Annotated in this window: 14 protein-coding genes and 1 riboswitch; of the genes, 2 read left to right on the top strand and 12 right to left on the bottom strand. The window is 65.1% G+C overall.

Annotated elements, in window-relative coordinates:
• Window position 1: 1 nt before the first annotated feature.
• From RUGAMON1_RS30845 to RUGAMON1_RS30805, 9 genes are all read right to left on the bottom strand, one after another.
• A complete protein-coding gene (locus RUGAMON1_RS30845; RefSeq protein WP_445234093.1) occupies window positions 2-1,144 on the bottom strand; it encodes a DUF3570 domain-containing protein in 1,143 nt (380 codons plus the stop codon).
• 8 nt (window positions 1,145-1,152) lie between these two features.
• The gene (locus tag RUGAMON1_RS30840) at window positions 1,153-1,377 is read right to left on the bottom strand and encodes a DUF4266 domain-containing protein (protein WP_445234092.1); all 225 of its coding nucleotides are present in this window, start codon (window positions 1,375-1,377) and stop codon (window positions 1,153-1,155) included.
• Entirely contained in the window at window positions 1,374-1,865 is a 492-nt protein-coding gene (locus tag RUGAMON1_RS30835) for a TlpA family protein disulfide reductase (protein WP_445234091.1), read from the bottom strand. Before RUGAMON1_RS30835 ends, RUGAMON1_RS30840 begins: the two co-directional genes overlap by 4 nt.
• A gap of 1 nt (window position 1,866) precedes the next feature.
• Window positions 1,867-4,008 carry a choice-of-anchor D domain-containing protein gene (locus RUGAMON1_RS30830; protein WP_445234090.1) on the bottom strand — a complete coding sequence of 714 codons (2,142 nt, stop codon included), beginning with the start codon at window positions 4,006-4,008 and terminating at the stop codon, window positions 1,867-1,869.
• A 21-nt stretch (window positions 4,009-4,029) separates the two neighbouring features.
• Window positions 4,030-4,374 (bottom strand): JDVT-CTERM system glutamic-type intramembrane protease MrtJ, encoded by a 345-nt coding sequence (mrtJ, locus tag RUGAMON1_RS30825; RefSeq protein ID WP_445234089.1) that lies wholly within the window; start codon window positions 4,372-4,374, stop codon window positions 4,030-4,032.
• Between the two features lie 87 nt (window positions 4,375-4,461).
• A complete protein-coding gene (locus RUGAMON1_RS30820) occupies window positions 4,462-5,139 on the bottom strand; it encodes a GNAT family N-acetyltransferase (protein ID WP_445234088.1) in 678 nt (225 codons plus the stop codon).
• Window positions 5,136-6,395: a multifunctional CCA addition/repair protein gene (locus RUGAMON1_RS30815; protein WP_445234119.1), complete on the bottom strand. Its 1,260-nt coding sequence runs from the start codon at window positions 6,393-6,395 to the stop codon at window positions 5,136-5,138. Before RUGAMON1_RS30815 ends, RUGAMON1_RS30820 begins: the two co-directional genes overlap by 4 nt.
• 5 nt (window positions 6,396-6,400) lie before the next feature.
• Window positions 6,401-7,117 carry a glutathione S-transferase family protein gene (locus RUGAMON1_RS30810; RefSeq protein ID WP_445234087.1) on the bottom strand — a complete coding sequence of 239 codons (717 nt, stop codon included), beginning with the start codon at window positions 7,115-7,117 and terminating at the stop codon, window positions 6,401-6,403.
• 38 nt (window positions 7,118-7,155) lie between these two features.
• Entirely contained in the window at window positions 7,156-9,081 is a 1,926-nt protein-coding gene (locus RUGAMON1_RS30805; RefSeq protein ID WP_445234086.1) for a lytic transglycosylase domain-containing protein, read from the bottom strand.
• An 89-nt stretch (window positions 9,082-9,170) separates the two neighbouring features.
• Between RUGAMON1_RS30805 and RUGAMON1_RS30800 the strand changes: the two genes are divergently transcribed.
• Window positions 9,171-9,773 carry a 5-formyltetrahydrofolate cyclo-ligase gene (locus RUGAMON1_RS30800; protein WP_445234085.1) on the top strand — a complete coding sequence of 201 codons (603 nt, stop codon included), beginning with the start codon at window positions 9,171-9,173 and terminating at the stop codon, window positions 9,771-9,773.
• Window positions 9,774-9,839: 66 nt separating this feature from the next.
• Here the strand turns inward: RUGAMON1_RS30800 and metF are convergent, their stop codons facing one another.
• The 3 genes from metF to ahcY all read right to left on the bottom strand — a co-directional run bounded on the left by metF (window position 9,840) and on the right by ahcY (window position 12,515).
• Window positions 9,840-10,667, bottom strand: coding sequence for a methylenetetrahydrofolate reductase [NAD(P)H] (gene metF, locus RUGAMON1_RS30795; RefSeq protein ID WP_445234084.1), 828 nt, complete (start codon window positions 10,665-10,667; stop codon window positions 9,840-9,842).
• A complete protein-coding gene (locus tag RUGAMON1_RS30790) occupies window positions 10,660-11,010 on the bottom strand; it encodes a phage holin family protein (RefSeq protein ID WP_026334838.1) in 351 nt (116 codons plus the stop codon). Before RUGAMON1_RS30790 ends, metF begins: the two co-directional genes overlap by 8 nt.
• Before the next feature lie 77 nt (window positions 11,011-11,087).
• Entirely contained in the window at window positions 11,088-12,515 is a 1,428-nt protein-coding gene (gene ahcY, locus RUGAMON1_RS30785) for an adenosylhomocysteinase (protein WP_445234083.1), read from the bottom strand.
• 28 nt (window positions 12,516-12,543) lie between these two features.
• Window positions 12,544-12,610, bottom strand: a riboswitch (S-adenosyl-L-homocysteine riboswitch).
• 122 nt (window positions 12,611-12,732) lie between these two features.
• Between ahcY and RUGAMON1_RS30780 the strand changes: the two genes are divergently transcribed.
• A complete protein-coding gene (locus RUGAMON1_RS30780) occupies window positions 12,733-13,248 on the top strand; it encodes a hypothetical protein (RefSeq protein WP_445234082.1) in 516 nt (171 codons plus the stop codon).
• Window positions 13,249-13,265: the final 17 nt, after the last annotated feature.

Below are 13,265 nucleotides of genomic sequence, written 5' to 3'. Positions count from 1 at the left end.
TCTACCATTGCCGGTTGATCGCTATCTGTATCGTCTGCGCCCGCAACGGGTCCAGGCCCGGACTGCCTTCGTGGAACAGGCGCCAGCTGCCGCGCTGCTGGTACACCGCCGCCTTCACGTCGATGGACCACAGCTTGTCCAGCTGCTTGCTGACCTTCAGGCCCAGCGTCACCGCGCCGAAGCCGGACAGGCGCTGGTCGGCCGACATGTAGCCGTTGCCGTTGTACCCCGGCGGGAACGGCGCGCCGAGCTTCGCGTCGTAGAGCGGATCGTAGTAGAAGCTTGCCGCGCTCTGCGAATACAGCCGCACCTCCGGCGTCACGGTCCAGCCCTGCGACAGCGGCTGCACATATTCGGCGCCCAGCGTATGCCCACGCACGCCGAAGCTGTCGCGGTAGTAGCGGTAGGACAGCCGGCTGGTGCCGCCGGTCGACGCCAGGTGGTGATTCCAGCGCGCCAGCAGCGTGCTTTCGCTGCGGCTGCGCGGACGGTTGTCCAGCGCCTTGTACGGATCGGAGAAATAGCCCTCGCCTTCGCTGTGCGTCAGCGTCAGCTGGGCGATATCGCTGGCCGTCAGCACCTGCGTCACTCCCAGCAGCAGACTGCTGGTGCGCTTCTTCTCGTTAGTGACGATCTTGTTGACGGGATCGATGCGATCGTCCGAGTGGCCAAGGCCGACGGTCCACGTGGTGTTCTTGTTCTCGCTCTCCAGGCTACCTTGCAGCGACAGCGCACGCGACACGTAATCGTGCTCGGTCGAATACGCCGCGCCGACCGTTACGCTGCCTCTTTCGAAGTAGCGCGTGGCCGAAGCGTCGCCCGCCGTGCGGTGGTCCTGCATGTGCGAGGCGCCGGAGATCGCCGTGTGGTAGCGCGGCGAAGCGCCCGACACATCGTCCGACACCAGCGAGGCGCCGACGCTCCACACGCCGGCCACCGGCGCCATGATAGCCACCGACGGCGAGTGCACCGTGATGCGGTCCAGGCCGGACTGGCTGTCCTTGTAGTTCAAATAGCCCAGCGTGATGTTGCCGTTGGCGGGCGGCGTTTCCGCATGCGCCTGCACGCCGGGCAGCATCAACGCCGCCGTCATGATGGAGGCGGCCAGGCCGCGCCCGGATGCTTGGTCTTCTTTACTCGTCATGGTGATCCTCAATTGCAGCCGCAACCGCCGCCACCCACACCGGCGCCGCCGGACGAAGCCTCGCGGCTGGTGTAGATATGGTCGTCGAAGCGTGTGAACATATGGCCATCGCCAAAGGTCATCTCGGTGCGCGCCAGCGTGCCCTTTTCCCAGGGCTGCACATTGCCCAGCGTAGTACAGCCGGACAAGCCGGACAGCCCGGCCACCAGCGCGATCAACAGTAGCGATTTCATTTGACGGCTCCCAATGCGTTCTGGATTTTGGCTTCCAACTCGGCGCGGTCGGTGTCGCGGAAACCGGAATGCTCCAGCAGCACCTTGCCGTCCGGCCCAATCAGCACGCTGCTCGGCATGCCCTTGATGCCGTAGCTGCGCGGCGTGGCGCCTTGCGGATCGAAGCCAATCGCGAAGCGCGCCGGAGTCGTCGTCAGGAACTGGCGCGCGTCGGCGCTGTTGGCATCGACGTTGACGCCGATGATCTGCAGGCCTTTGGCGCCATACTTGGCCTGCATCTCATTCATCCACGGGAAGGACTGGCGGCACGGGCCGCACCAGGAGGCCCAGAAGTCCACGTACACCACCTTGCCCTGCAGCTTGGCCAGCTTCACCGCGCCGTCCAACCCTTGCAGGTCGAACTGCGGCGCGGCCACGCCCTTCTCCAAGGCCCAGGCAGGAGCTGCGCTCAGCGCGGCGGCGAGCAGCATGATCGATATAGGTTTCATGTCAGCCTCCGATGTGTTTCGATTGACGACGGCGCCAGCCGATGGCGATGACCGCCGCGATGATCAGGAATACCATCATCGGGTCGTTGACATCGTCCGAAGCCGAGCAACCGCCGCCGCCTTTATTGGCCGGCGCGGCATTGCTTGCCGCCGCCGTACCCTGGCCGCTCAGCGCGATGGTCCAGCTGCTGCCGGCGACGCTGGCCTGTATCACCACGCTGCCGCTGCTGCTGCCCGCGTTGACCGGCGTGTAGCCCACCACCAGGTCGCACGAGGCGCCCGGCGCCAGCGTGACCGGGAAGGCCGCGCAGCCGGTGCTGTCCGCCACGGCGGCGAACGGGCCGGTATAGGCGGCGCTGGCCAGCGTGACGGCGGCGGCGCCGCTATTGGTCAACGTGAAGCGGCGCGTCGGCGCGGCGCTGCCGATGACCACGGCGCCGAAGTCGAAACTCTGCGGCGCTATCGTCAGCGATGGCGTGGTGATGACGACGGCGACACCGTTGCCCTTCAACGCTAGATGGAATTGCGCACCGCCGTCCGTGACCAGCAGCAGATCGGCACTGCGGGCGCCGGCGGAGACAGGCTTGAACGCGGTGGTCAGCGTGCAGCTGGCGCCGGGAGCTACCGTGGCGTTGGCGGCGCAGCTGCCGCCGAGGACAAAGTCGCCCGGCTGGTTGCCGCCCAGCGTCAGCGTGGCGATGGTCAGCGAGGCGTTGCCGCTGTTGGACAGCGTGGTCGTATGAACCGCCGCGCTGCTGCCGACTTGCGTGTCTGCGAATACAACCGGACCGGCTTCGGACAGCAGCGGCGTCGCCGTGGCCTGTTTGGTGCCGGTACCGGTGATGCCCACTTGCAGCGCCGCCGCATTCGAACTCACCGCCAGCGTCGCCGCGACCGCGCCTTCCGCCGTCGGTGCAAAGCGCACCGGCACGGCGCAGCTGGCGCCCACCGCCAGGCTGGCGCCGCAATCGCTGCCGCCCAGCCTGAAGCTGGCCGCACCCGTGCCGGTCAAGCCGATGTTATTCAAACTGAGGACGACATTGCCGGTGTTGGCCAGCGTCACCGTCTGCGCCACTGCGGCGGCGCCGATGGTCTGCGTGCCGAAGGCGATGGCCGACGGCGTGGCGGTCAATGCCGGAGCAGGCGTGGCGGCGCTGCCGGACAGGCCGACCGTGGCGTTGCCGTTGGATGCGTTGGAGGCCAGCGTCAGGCTGGCGGAGAAGGCGCCGGCTGCAACCGGCAGCGCTTGCAGCGTTACCGTGCAGCTGCCGGCCGCAGGCACCGGCGTGGCGACCGCGCAGCTGCCACCCAGCGTGAAGATGCCGGCATTGGCGCCGCCGAGCGCAATGGAGCTGAAGGTCAGCGCGGCCTGGCCGCTGTTACTGACGGTGATGGTTGATGCGGCGGAGGGAGATCCCGTCAGCAGCGTGCCGAAATTGATGCTGGCCGCAGACAAGGCGATGGTGGCCTGCGGCGTGGCGTTGCCAGTGCCGCTGAGCGCGACGCTGCTGCTGCCGCCGGTGGCGTTGTGCGTGATGGTCAGCGAGGCCGCTCGCGCGCCCGCCGCAGTCGGCTTGAAGCTGGCCTGCACGGTGCAGCTGGCGCCCGCCGCGACGGCGCCGCCGTTGGCGCAGCTGCCGCCGGCGACACTGAAGTCGCCCGCCGCCGCGCCGACGATGGAGATGGTGCCGATATTGAGGGTGGCGTTGCCGGTATTGCTCAAGGTGGCGGCCAGCGGGCCGGCCGTCTGGCCGATGCTGGTGCCGCTGAAGGTCAGGCTAGCCGGTGCCAGCGAGGCGGCCGGTGCGGCCACCACGTTCGGATTGCCGATGAAGGCCGCCAGGTCAGCCAGTTCCACCGCGCTGAATTTGCCGTTGTACAGGCTACCCATGCCGCCCTTGTTGGTGGCGATGGCGTTCTGGATCACCGACGGCTGGTTGGCAGCGGCCAGGATGCCGTTGACGTTATTCGCCGGCGTGGAGCTATGGCAGGTGGCGCACGAAGCGCCGCCGGACACCGGCCCGTTCAGATACAGGCTCTTGCCGTTCAAGGCATCTGCCGCATTGGCGCCCTGCCCCATCACACCGACCAGCAGGACCGCAGTCCACCGCAGCCGGAATACCTTTGCTAACAAGCCTGTCATGACACTCTCCTGAAGTTTGATTTATAAGCCACAGACAGAGATCGCAAAGCCATTCATGGCGCCGTGCGCCAGGGCGCACCAGGTCCAGCTTCGGCTGCGCTGGTAGAGCAGCGCCAGCGCCAGTCCCGGCGCCAGCACCGCCAGCGCGTGCTGCCATCCGGCGCCTATATGCAGCAAGCCGAAAACCGCCGTCGACACCAGCACAGGCCCCGACCGCGCCAACGGTTGCTGGCGCGTCATCCACTCCTGCAGCCCGGCCCTGACCACGCATTCCTCCAGCGCGGGCGAGAGCAGCAGCAGGCGAAGGCAGACGGCGAGGTCCGGCGCCTGCAACTGCGTGCTGCAAAAATGAGTAATCGACGACACGGAATATGGGTGGTTTTGTTGCCGGTTGCGTATCTTGTCCGACCGTTGATACCCGGCCGATCAGCAAAGGTTCTAACGGGGGGAGATTTATTTTCGGCCGAGCAGGCGGTCGAACCACTTCACGGCGATGCGCTTGTTGGCTTTGAGGGTGTAGTCCAGCGTGGCGAATTGCTCGTCCAGCGCTTCTTGCAGCATGCTGGCCGGATTGGCCGGCAGCAGTTTCAGGTAGGCGTCCGCTTCGCCGTAGTCGCGATGGATTTCCATGCCGGCTTTTTTCGCGATGTGCATCATGGTCTTGTTGGACGACAGGCAGTGCATGTAGAGCGTGTCGACGTCGTTGTTGCGGCAGTGGATGGCGGCCCGTTCGAACAACTTGGTGCCCATGCCCATGCCGCGCGCCGAGCGGCTGACCGACACGCCGAATTCGGCCACCCGCTCCTTGTCGGTGACGGCGCTCTTCGATTCGTCGCGCGGCGCGAACGCCAGATGGCCCACCGCCACCAGCTTGAACACCCGGTTGTACACGCCGAACACCATGTCGCGCGAGAAGTCGATGCGGTTGACGTAGTTCGCCACCTGCTCGTCCGGCAGCACGGTGCCGAAGCGCAGCAGGCGGTCGCTGTCTTCAAGGCCGAGGAAGTGCTTGACCATGCGCCGCCGATCGCGTTCGCGCAGCTCCTTGACCAGAACCGTCGGACGGCGTTTGCCGTCTTTATGCTTGCCCCAGCGGCGCAGCGGATTCTGGAAAAGGTCGATCGAGCTCATATTTCCGCGGCATCCTCGTCATCGTCGCCGGCGTTCAGCGCCACCTTCACCGCCGTCACGCGCGCACGGTGTACCAGTTCCGGGATGCGTTGCGGATAGTCGGCACAGCCCTGCGCGATTTCGCCGGCGTTGACGCCGCGCGCGGCGGCCAGCGCCGTCTCCAGGTGCGCCCGTTGCGGGAACGGCGCATCGCGGTAGCTGGCGTTGGGACCGATGCGGCCGCGCGAATCGCATTCGGTCGCCAGCAGCATCTGCGAGAAGCGCGCCGGCTTGCGGAAGGCGTCGCAGCGCTCCAGCAGCGTGACGATGGTGTTGGGCCGCAGCTGCAGGGCGCGGCCGACGTTGCCGTGTTCGCGCGCCGTCATCACGGCCAGGTCGCGGCACTCGGTCGGCACCTTGAGGCGTTTGCACACCTGCTCCACCAGCTTGACGCCGAGGCCTTCGTGGCCGTGGTGCGCGGGCCAGTTTTCCGGCGGCGTGGCACCCTTGCCCAGGTCGTGCATCAGGCAGGCGAAGCGCGTGGCCAGTTCGTGGCCGGATTCAGCCGCGCAGTCGATCACTTGCAGCATATGGATGCCGGTGTCGATCTCCGGATGCCATTTCTCCGGCTGCGGCACGCCCCACAACACGTCCAGCTCCGGCAGGATGCGCGCCAGCGCGCCGCAATCGCGCAGCACTTCCAGCATGCGCGATGGCTTGTCTTCCATCAGGCCGCGCGACAGCTCCTGCCACACGCGCTCCGGCACCAGCGCATCGACCTCGCCCTGCTCCACCATCTGCCGCATCAGCGCATTGGTTTCCGGCGCCACGCGGAAGTCGCTGAAGCGCGCGGCGAAGCGGGCCACGCGCAGGATGCGCACCGGGTCTTCGGCAAACGCTTCGGATACGTGGCGGAAGATGCGCTGCTCCAGGTCGCGTCGGCCGCCGTATGGGTCGGTCAGCGTACCGTCGTCGGCGCGGGCGATGGCGTTGATGGTCAGGTCGCGGCGTACCAGGTCGTCTTCCAGCGTGACGTCCGGCGAGGTGTGAAACACGAAGCCCTTGTAGCCGGGCGCGGTCTTGCGTTCGGTGCGGGCCAGCGCATATTCTTCCTGCGTCTTCGGGTGCAGGAACACCGGGAAGTCCTTGCCGACCGGGCGGTAACCCTTGGCCAGCATATCGTCCGGCGTGGCGCCGACGACGACGTGATCGTGGTCCTTGACCGGCAGGCCTAGCAGTTCATCGCGCACGGCGCCGCCGACTACATAAATCCGCATCATCGTCAGTCCGGCATTTCGGCGTCGTGCTTGGGCGCCGTTTCGGTTTCGGCCATCGCCTCCTCGACCCAGCGGGCCACGGCGGGATGGGCCAGCACGCGCTGGCAGTAGGCGTCCAGCGCCGGCGCCAGCGACACGCCGTAGGTGCGGAAACGCATCACCACCGGCGCGTAGTAGGCGTCGGCGATCGAGAAATCACCGAACAGGAACTGGTGGTGGCCGAAGCGCGACAGGCACTCTTCCCATATCTCGCTGATGCGGCCGATGTCGGCCTGGGTGCCGTTGGTGCGGCCCTTGCCCGGGTAGCTGGCGCGGATGTTCATCGACATCGAGGTGCGCAGGTCGGCAAAGCCGGCGTGCATCTCGGCGCAGACCGAACGCGCCATCGCGCGCGCGGCCACGTCCTGCGGCCACAGGTGCAGTTCCTGGAACTGCTCGGCGAGGTATTCGCAGATCGCCAGGCTGTCCCAGATCGTCATCTCGCCGGCCAGCAGCACCGGCACGCGACCGCTGGCCGAGTAGCTGCAAATGCGGTTGGCGGTGTCGTCCTGGTCCAGCAGCACGCGCACTTCCTGGAACGGGATGCCGAAGGCGGTCATCGCCACCCACGGACGCATCGACCACGACGAATAATTCTTGTTGCCGATGATGAGCGTCAGGCCCGGCTCGCGCGCGGCGGCCAGGGATTGCGACAGGCTGGGATCAAGTTGAGTGGTCTGCATGATGCGTCCAAGGTTGTTGTAGTGTTTAGCGTGAACCTTCAGCGCGAGCCGAAGCTCGATTCCTGCTGTTCCTGTTCGGTGTAGCCTCTCGGCGCGACGGTGCCCAGGCGCGCCTTCAACGATTGCGGGCGGCCTTCAAACAGCGCCGCGTAATAGGTGGTGTTCGACATCACGTTCTTGACATAGGTGCGGGTTTCGACGAACGGGATCGATTCGATGAAGACCGCGCTGTCCATCGGTTTGGTCAAGGCCGAACGCCACGAGCGCAGGCGGCCCGGCCCGGCGTTGTAGGCGGCGGTGGCCAGCACCTGCGAGCCGTCCATATTCCCCAGCACCATGTTCAGGTAGTTCGCGCCCAGCAGGATGTTGGTGCGCACGTCGCTCAGCATCTCCTGCGCGAAGTCGCTCAGGCCGATCTTCTTGGCCACCCAGCGGCCGGTGGACGGCATCACCTGCATCAGGCCCGAGGCGCCGACGTGCGATTGCGCGTCCATGATGAAGCGCGACTCTTGGCGTATCAGGCCGTACACCCAGGCCTTGTCCAGGCCCAGCGTCTGCGTGGTCGGGTGCATGATGTCGATGTGCGGCGCCGGGAAGCGCTGCGTATAGTCGACCTGGATGCGGGTGCGGTCCGAGGTGTTGACCATGCGGTCGAGGATATTGTTCTGGCGCGCGAATTCGGCGGCGGCCAGGTGTTCGCGTTCGCTCAAGCCGCGCAGGCCCCAGTTCCATTCGCGCGTGCCTTCGAAACGCAGGCGCATGCTGAAGAACTTGATGGCGCGCTGGAAGTTCGGATTGGCCGCGATCGGCGCGATTTCGGCCTGGCCGATCGGCAGGCCCGGTAGCGGAATGGTCACCAGCTTGCCGGTTTCCTCCAGCGCCAGCTGGCCGTAGAAGTTGGACTGGTCCGAGATGCTGCGGAACAGCTGCATCGCTTCGCCGGTGGCCTGGATGGAGCCCGCCTGCACCATCAGCGCGCGGCCCAGCCAGTAGACCCAGGCCGGATCGGCGCGCAGCGCGGACGGCATGGCGCGGATGTTCTTCTCCACCTGCTTCCAGTCGCCGTTGCGCAGCGCGATGCGGGTCTTCCATTGAATCTGGTCGATCGACAGCGCGGCGCCGTTCGATTTCTGCCAGTACTCGGTGGTCTCCTGCGACAGCGAATACGACGATTGCAGCGCCACCGCGGCCCACGCTTCCTGCTGTTCCTGCGGGCTCAGTTTGGACGCGGCCTTGTTCAGCGCCAGCACCGCCAGCTTGGTGCTGGTCTTGGCCATGCGGCCGATGGCGACGATGTAGATTTCGTGTTCGACGCGGCCGCTGCCCACACCCTTGGCCAGCGCGATGGCCGGCAGGTCGACCGCCTGCACCGCCTTCTTCTCGTTCCCGTCCAGCAGCGCGACGATGCGGCGCGCCTGGCCGGTGGCGTTGTACTCGCCGGACAGGCGCAGCTGCGCGTACAGGTCGTCGAGGTTGAACTGGCCGGCCTGGTACAGCGTGGCGATCAGGCCCGCGCAGGCTTCGCCGTAGCCGTTCGGCGCGGTGAGCAGCTCGCGCGCTTCGCTCGCCACCTTCTGGCCCTTGAGTGCGCGCGATTGCAGCGCGTAGCATTTGACCTGGGTGTCGTCGTTCAGCACGAACAGCGGCAGCTGCTCGTCGAAGGTGGCCCAGTCGCGCTTGCGGCCCAGCTCCAGCAGCCAGTCGTTGCGCAGGCGGTCGACGATGGCCTGGCCTTCGTAGCGTTTCATGAAATCGCGGATTTCCGCTTGCGAAGCATCCTTCAGGCGCGGTTTCAGCCGATAATAATCGACGTAAGACGGAATGGAATAATCGCCCAGGCGGGCGGCGTAGAAATCGGCCTTGGATGCATCGTCCTGGCGCACGGCGTCGCGCAGCAGCAGGAAGGAATCGTCCGCCCTGCGGCCGTCATCGCCAAGGTCGTCGGCGTGGGCCAGGGAGCTCATGGCCACGGCAGCAAAGGCGGCGGCGCCGGCAATCCATTTTAAAGCGGAAATCAATGTGCAACTCTCTAAAGTCTTGAAAATCTGAACCTATGACCAGCGACCCTAGAATACCACGCGCCACGACCGCACCACCAGCCCCGCCAGCCCCGCAAAAGGCCGATTTACGCAAGCAATTGTTGACTGCGCGGCGCGCTTTGGACGCCGCCACCCGCGCCGCGTGGGACCATGCGATCGGCGCGCAGGTCGTTGACTGGTGGAAGGCGGCGCAGCCGGCGGCGTTGGGCGTGTACTGGCCGCTGCGCGACGAGCCGGATCTGCAGGCGGCCTACGCTGAACTGGCGCGCCTGGGGGCGCGGTTGCTGCTGCCGGTGGTGGTGGAAAAACATGCGGCGCTGGAGTTTGCCGAATGGCGCATCGGCGAGGCGATGGTCAAGGATGCGATGGGGGTGGCGGTGCCGGCCGAGCTGCGCTTGCAGCAGGCGTATCCGCCGGCGTTGCTGGTGCCGTGCCTGGGATTCAATCCGCAGGGCTACCGGCTGGGATATGGCGGCGGCTTCTACGACCGCACGCTGGCGCGCTCACCGCGTCCGCAGACACTGGGGATAGCCTACCAGTGCCTGCAGATACGGTTCGACAGCGACGGTCACGATGTGGCGCTGGACCGCATCATCACCGAAGCCAGTGCCGTCTAACCCGCACTGCGGCCACAGGGGTCGGACCCCGTACGGGGTCCGACCCCACAGCTGCGGTTTGCGGGGTTAAACCAAACGCTGCCACAGCGCGGTGGTGGCCGCGGCCTGGTTCATGCTGTAGAAGTGCAGGCCGGGCGCGCCGCCCGCCAGCAGGCGTTCGCACAGCGCCGTCACCACGTCCAGGCCGAAGGCCTTGATCGAGGCGCTGTCGTCGCCGAAGCTGGCCAGCTTCAATCGCACCCAGCGCGGGATCTCGGCGCCGCACATGTCCGAGAAGCGCATCAGCTGCGTGTAGTTCGTGATCGGCATGATGCCGGCCACGATGGGCACGTCGATGCCGATCTTGCGGGTCTGGTCGACGAACTGGAAGTAGGCGTCGGCGTTGTAGAAGTACTGGGTGATGGCGGCATTGGCGCCGGCCTTCACCTTGCGCTCGAACGCCAGCAGGTCGTCCTGCGGCGACTTGGCCTGCGGGTGCACTTCCGGATAGGCCGCTACTTCGATGTGGAACCATTCGCCGGTCTCCTGGCGGATGAACTCCACCAGCTCGTTCGCGTAGCGGAACTCGCCGGCCGCGCCGTAGCCGCTCGGCAGATCGCCGCGCAGCGCGACGATGCGCTTGATGTTGTGGGCCTTGAACTCCGTGAGGATCTCGCGGATCGATTCGCGCGTGCCGCCGACGCAGGACAGGTGCGGCGCGGCGTCTTCACCGGCGGCGAGGATTTCCACCACGGTGTCGAGCGTGCCGCGCTGCGTGCTGCCGCCGGCGCCGAAGGTCACGGAAAAATATTTGGGCTTGAGCTCGGACAGCTTGGCGCGCGTGACGCGCAGCTTTTCCGCCCCCTCCGCCGTCTTGGGCGGAAAGAATTCGATACTGAAATTATGATTAGCCATCTGACTTCTTCAAAAGTAAGGTAGACAGGGCCCAGGAAATCACGCTGTACAACAGTGCGCCACCGATCGCCGACGCGAAGCTATCGACGTGGAAGCCGTCCACCCATTGGGCGACCAGCCAGAACATGAAGCCGTTGATGATGAAGATGAACAGGCCCAGCGACACCACGGTCACGGGCAGCGTCAGCAACAACAGCACGGGGCGTATCAGCGTATTGACCAGGCCCAGTACAAGAGCCGCGACGAGGGCTGCGCCTATGCTTGTGACATCGACGGAATGCATCAGGTAGGGAACTGCCAGCAAGGCAATTGCATTGATTAACCAGGTAAGGACCAAACGCATAAAATGAACTCGCTGCAAAAAAGGACTGGATAAAAACGGGGCCGGCTAACATGCCGGCCCCGTTTCATACCGGCAGATTAATAACGGTAGTGGTCTGGCTTGTACGGGCCGGCTTGCGACACGCCGATGTAGGCCGCTTGCTCTTCGGTCAGCACGGTCAGTTGCGCGTTCAGTTTCTTCAACTGCAGGCGCGCCACTTTCTCGTCCAGGTGCTTAGGCAGCACGTACACGCCGACTGGATACTTGTCGGTGTTGGCGAACAGCTCGATCTGGGCGATGGTCTGGTTGGCGAACGACGACGACATCACGTACGACGGATGGCCGGTGCCGCAACCCAGGTTGACCAGGCGGCCTTCGGCCAGCAGGATGATGCGCTTGCCCGACGGGAAGATCACGTGGTCGACCTGCGGCTTGATGTTGTCCCAGGTGTACTTCTTCAGCGCGGCGACATCGATCTCGTTGTCGAAGTGGCCGATGTTGCAGACGATGGCCTGGTCCTTCATGGCCAGCATGTGCTTCTCGGTCAGGATGTGATAGTTGCCGGTGCAGGTGACGAAGATGTCGCCGTGTTCGGCGGCGTAGTCCATCGTCACAACGCGGTAGCCTTCCATCGCGGCCTGCAGTGCGCAGATCGGATCGATTTCGGTGACCCACACTTGCGCCGACAGTGCGCGCATGGCTTGCGCCGAGCCCTTGCCGACGTCACCGTAACCGGCGATCACGGCGACCTTACCGGCGATCATCACGTCGGTGGCGCGCTTGATGCCGTCGACCAGCGATTCGCGGCAACCGTACAGGTTGTCGAATTTGGACTTGGTGACGGAGTCGTTGACGTTGATCGCAGGGAAGGCCAGCTTGCCTTCCTTGTGCATCTGGTACAGGCGGTGCACGCCGGTGGTGGTTTCCTCGGTCACGCCCAGGATCTGCGGCAGGCGCTTGGAGTACCACAGCGGGTCGATCGCCAGGTGGGCCTTGATGGCGTTGAACAGGCAGATCTCTTCTTCCGAACCGGGAGCGGCCAGCACCGAGATGTCTTTTTCAGCGCGCGCGCCCAGGTGCAGCAGCAGCGTGGCGTCGCCGCCGTCGTCGAGGATCATGTTCGAGTAGACCGCGTTGCCGGCGGCGTCGGCCGGCCATTCGAAGATGCGGTGGGTGTAGTCCCAGTATTCGTCCAGGGTTTCGCCCTTGATGGCGAACACCGGGGTGCCGGCGGCGGCGATGGCGGCGGCGGCGTGGTCCTGGGTCGAGTAGATGTTGCACGATGCCCAACGGACCTTGGCGCCCAGCGCTTCCAGCGTCTGGATCAGCACGGCGGTCTGGATGGTCATGTGCAGCGAACCGGTGATGCGCGCGCCCTTGAGCGGTTGCGACGCGGCGAATTCCTCACGGATGGCCATCAGGCCAGGCATTTCGGTTTCGGCAATCTTGATTTCTTTGTCGCCCCAGGCGGCCAGGGAAATGTCGGCGACCAGGAAGTCTTGTGCGGATTTGAGTACGGCGTTCATCACGCCCTCCTTTCATGTGTTGAAAAAAGTAACGTGAGCGCGGTTTGGGACTCCGAGCCTGGCGAATTGTGATTCGTCGCAACGCTCCTCGGAAGCCGCATTTTAGCACCGTTGGGCCGGAATGGTGAACTGCGCCGCCAATAAAGTCCCACTTGTGGTGGATCAAATCAAGCGCCGCAACACCGGCTACGCTGGATTTTTCAGACGGTGCGCCATCATGACTATCGATTCACGCGATGCGATCTGGAATGAAGCCCAGGATCTGCTGTACCGCTCCAGCTATGCCGGCGAACTCAAGACGGCCTTGCTGGCGCGCTGGGTATGGCTGGACAGCATCACCAAGATCGCCGTGGCGATCTCCTCGGGCGGCGCGGCGCTGGCCGGCCTCGTATTCTGGAAAAATAGCGACTATACTTTTTTATGGCCGATGTTCACCTCGGCCAGCGCCCTGCTCGCCATCGTGTCGCGGCAATTGTCGGTGGCCGAGAAGGTGCAGGCGCACGCCACATCCGCCGTCAGCCTCGGCGCGCTGGTCATCGATATCGGTTCGCTGATCGTGCGGATGAAGGTCAACCCGAACTTTTCCGTTGTGGAGTTCGAGAAGAAACTGCTGGCTTTCAGGACCAAGTACGGCACCGAAGTCGGCAAATTCCCGTACGACCTGCTGCTGACGCAACCGCTGCGCGTCAAGACGCAAGCCGCCGTCAATCACGCACTGGGCCGACAAGAGTAGGAGGAACCATGATACTG

It is taken from the genome of Duganella rhizosphaerae, from assembly GCF_040364205.1.
GTDB lineage: Bacteria > Pseudomonadota > Gammaproteobacteria > Burkholderiales > Burkholderiaceae_D > Rugamonas > Rugamonas rhizosphaerae.
The sequence above is the reverse complement of the archived record's forward strand: the minus strand, read 5'-3'. Positions and strand labels throughout refer to the sequence as shown.

Coding starts and splice junctions, on each gene's coding strand:
- RUGAMON1_RS30845 (WP_445234093.1), bottom strand. CDS start 1,144: ATGACGAGTAAAGAAGACCAAGCATCCGGGCGCGGCCTGGCCGCCTCC.
- RUGAMON1_RS30840 (WP_445234092.1), bottom strand. CDS start 1,377: ATGAAATCGCTACTGTTGATCGCGCTGGTGGCCGGGCTGTCCGGCTTG.
- RUGAMON1_RS30835 (WP_445234091.1), bottom strand. CDS start 1,865: ATGAAACCTATATCGATCATGCTGCTCGCCGCCGCGCTGAGCGCAGCT.
- RUGAMON1_RS30830 (WP_445234090.1), bottom strand. CDS start 4,008: ATGACAGGCTTGTTAGCAAAGGTATTCCGGCTGCGGTGGACTGCGGTC.
- RUGAMON1_RS30820 (WP_445234088.1), bottom strand. CDS start 5,139: ATGAGCTCGATCGACCTTTTCCAGAATCCGCTGCGCCGCTGGGGCAAG.
- RUGAMON1_RS30815 (WP_445234119.1), bottom strand. CDS start 6,395: ATGCGGATTTATGTAGTCGGCGGCGCCGTGCGCGATGAACTGCTAGGC.
- RUGAMON1_RS30810 (WP_445234087.1), bottom strand. CDS start 7,117: ATGCAGACCACTCAACTTGATCCCAGCCTGTCGCAATCCCTGGCCGCC.
- RUGAMON1_RS30805 (WP_445234086.1), bottom strand. CDS start 9,081: ATGAGCTCCCTGGCCCACGCCGACGACCTTGGCGATGACGGCCGCAGG.
- RUGAMON1_RS30800 (WP_445234085.1), top strand. CDS start 9,171: ATGACCAGCGACCCTAGAATACCACGCGCCACGACCGCACCACCAGCC.
- metF (WP_445234084.1), bottom strand. CDS start 10,667: ATGGCTAATCATAATTTCAGTATCGAATTCTTTCCGCCCAAGACGGCG.
- RUGAMON1_RS30790 (WP_026334838.1), bottom strand. CDS start 11,010: ATGCGTTTGGTCCTTACCTGGTTAATCAATGCAATTGCCTTGCTGGCA.
- ahcY (WP_445234083.1), bottom strand. CDS start 12,515: ATGAACGCCGTACTCAAATCCGCACAAGACTTCCTGGTCGCCGACATT.
- RUGAMON1_RS30780 (WP_445234082.1), top strand. CDS start 12,733: ATGACTATCGATTCACGCGATGCGATCTGGAATGAAGCCCAGGATCTG.